Origin of the sequence: Paraburkholderia sp. SIMBA_030 (assembly GCF_046535245.1) — a bacterium.
Lineage (GTDB): Bacteria > Pseudomonadota > Gammaproteobacteria > Burkholderiales > Burkholderiaceae > Paraburkholderia.
In genome coordinates, this window is sequence record NZ_JAWRXB010001832.1 from 1 (window position 1) to 229 (window position 229).

Here is a 229-nt window from a genome sequence, read left to right on the forward strand (position 1 = left end):
GATATTTACTGGGGCTGTGTACAGCAGACGCTGGAGCAAGGTTTTAATATCGCCCGTAACGCGGCGCTGTTGGCAGAAGTACCACACTCTGTCCCGGCGGTGACCGTCAATCGCCTGTGTGGTTCATCCATGCAAGCATTACATGACGCAGCGCGAATGATCATGACCGGCGATGCGCAGGCATGTCTGGTTGGCGGCGTGGAGCATATGGGCCATGTGCCGATGAGTC

Annotated in this window: 1 protein-coding gene; it reads left to right on the forward strand. The window is 56.8% G+C overall.

The window, feature by feature from the left end:
* Positions 1–229, forward strand: a 229-nt coding sequence (locus tag SB772_RS46310; protein ID WP_410839306.1) for a beta-ketoacyl synthase N-terminal-like domain-containing protein, incomplete at both ends; no start/stop codon positions are given.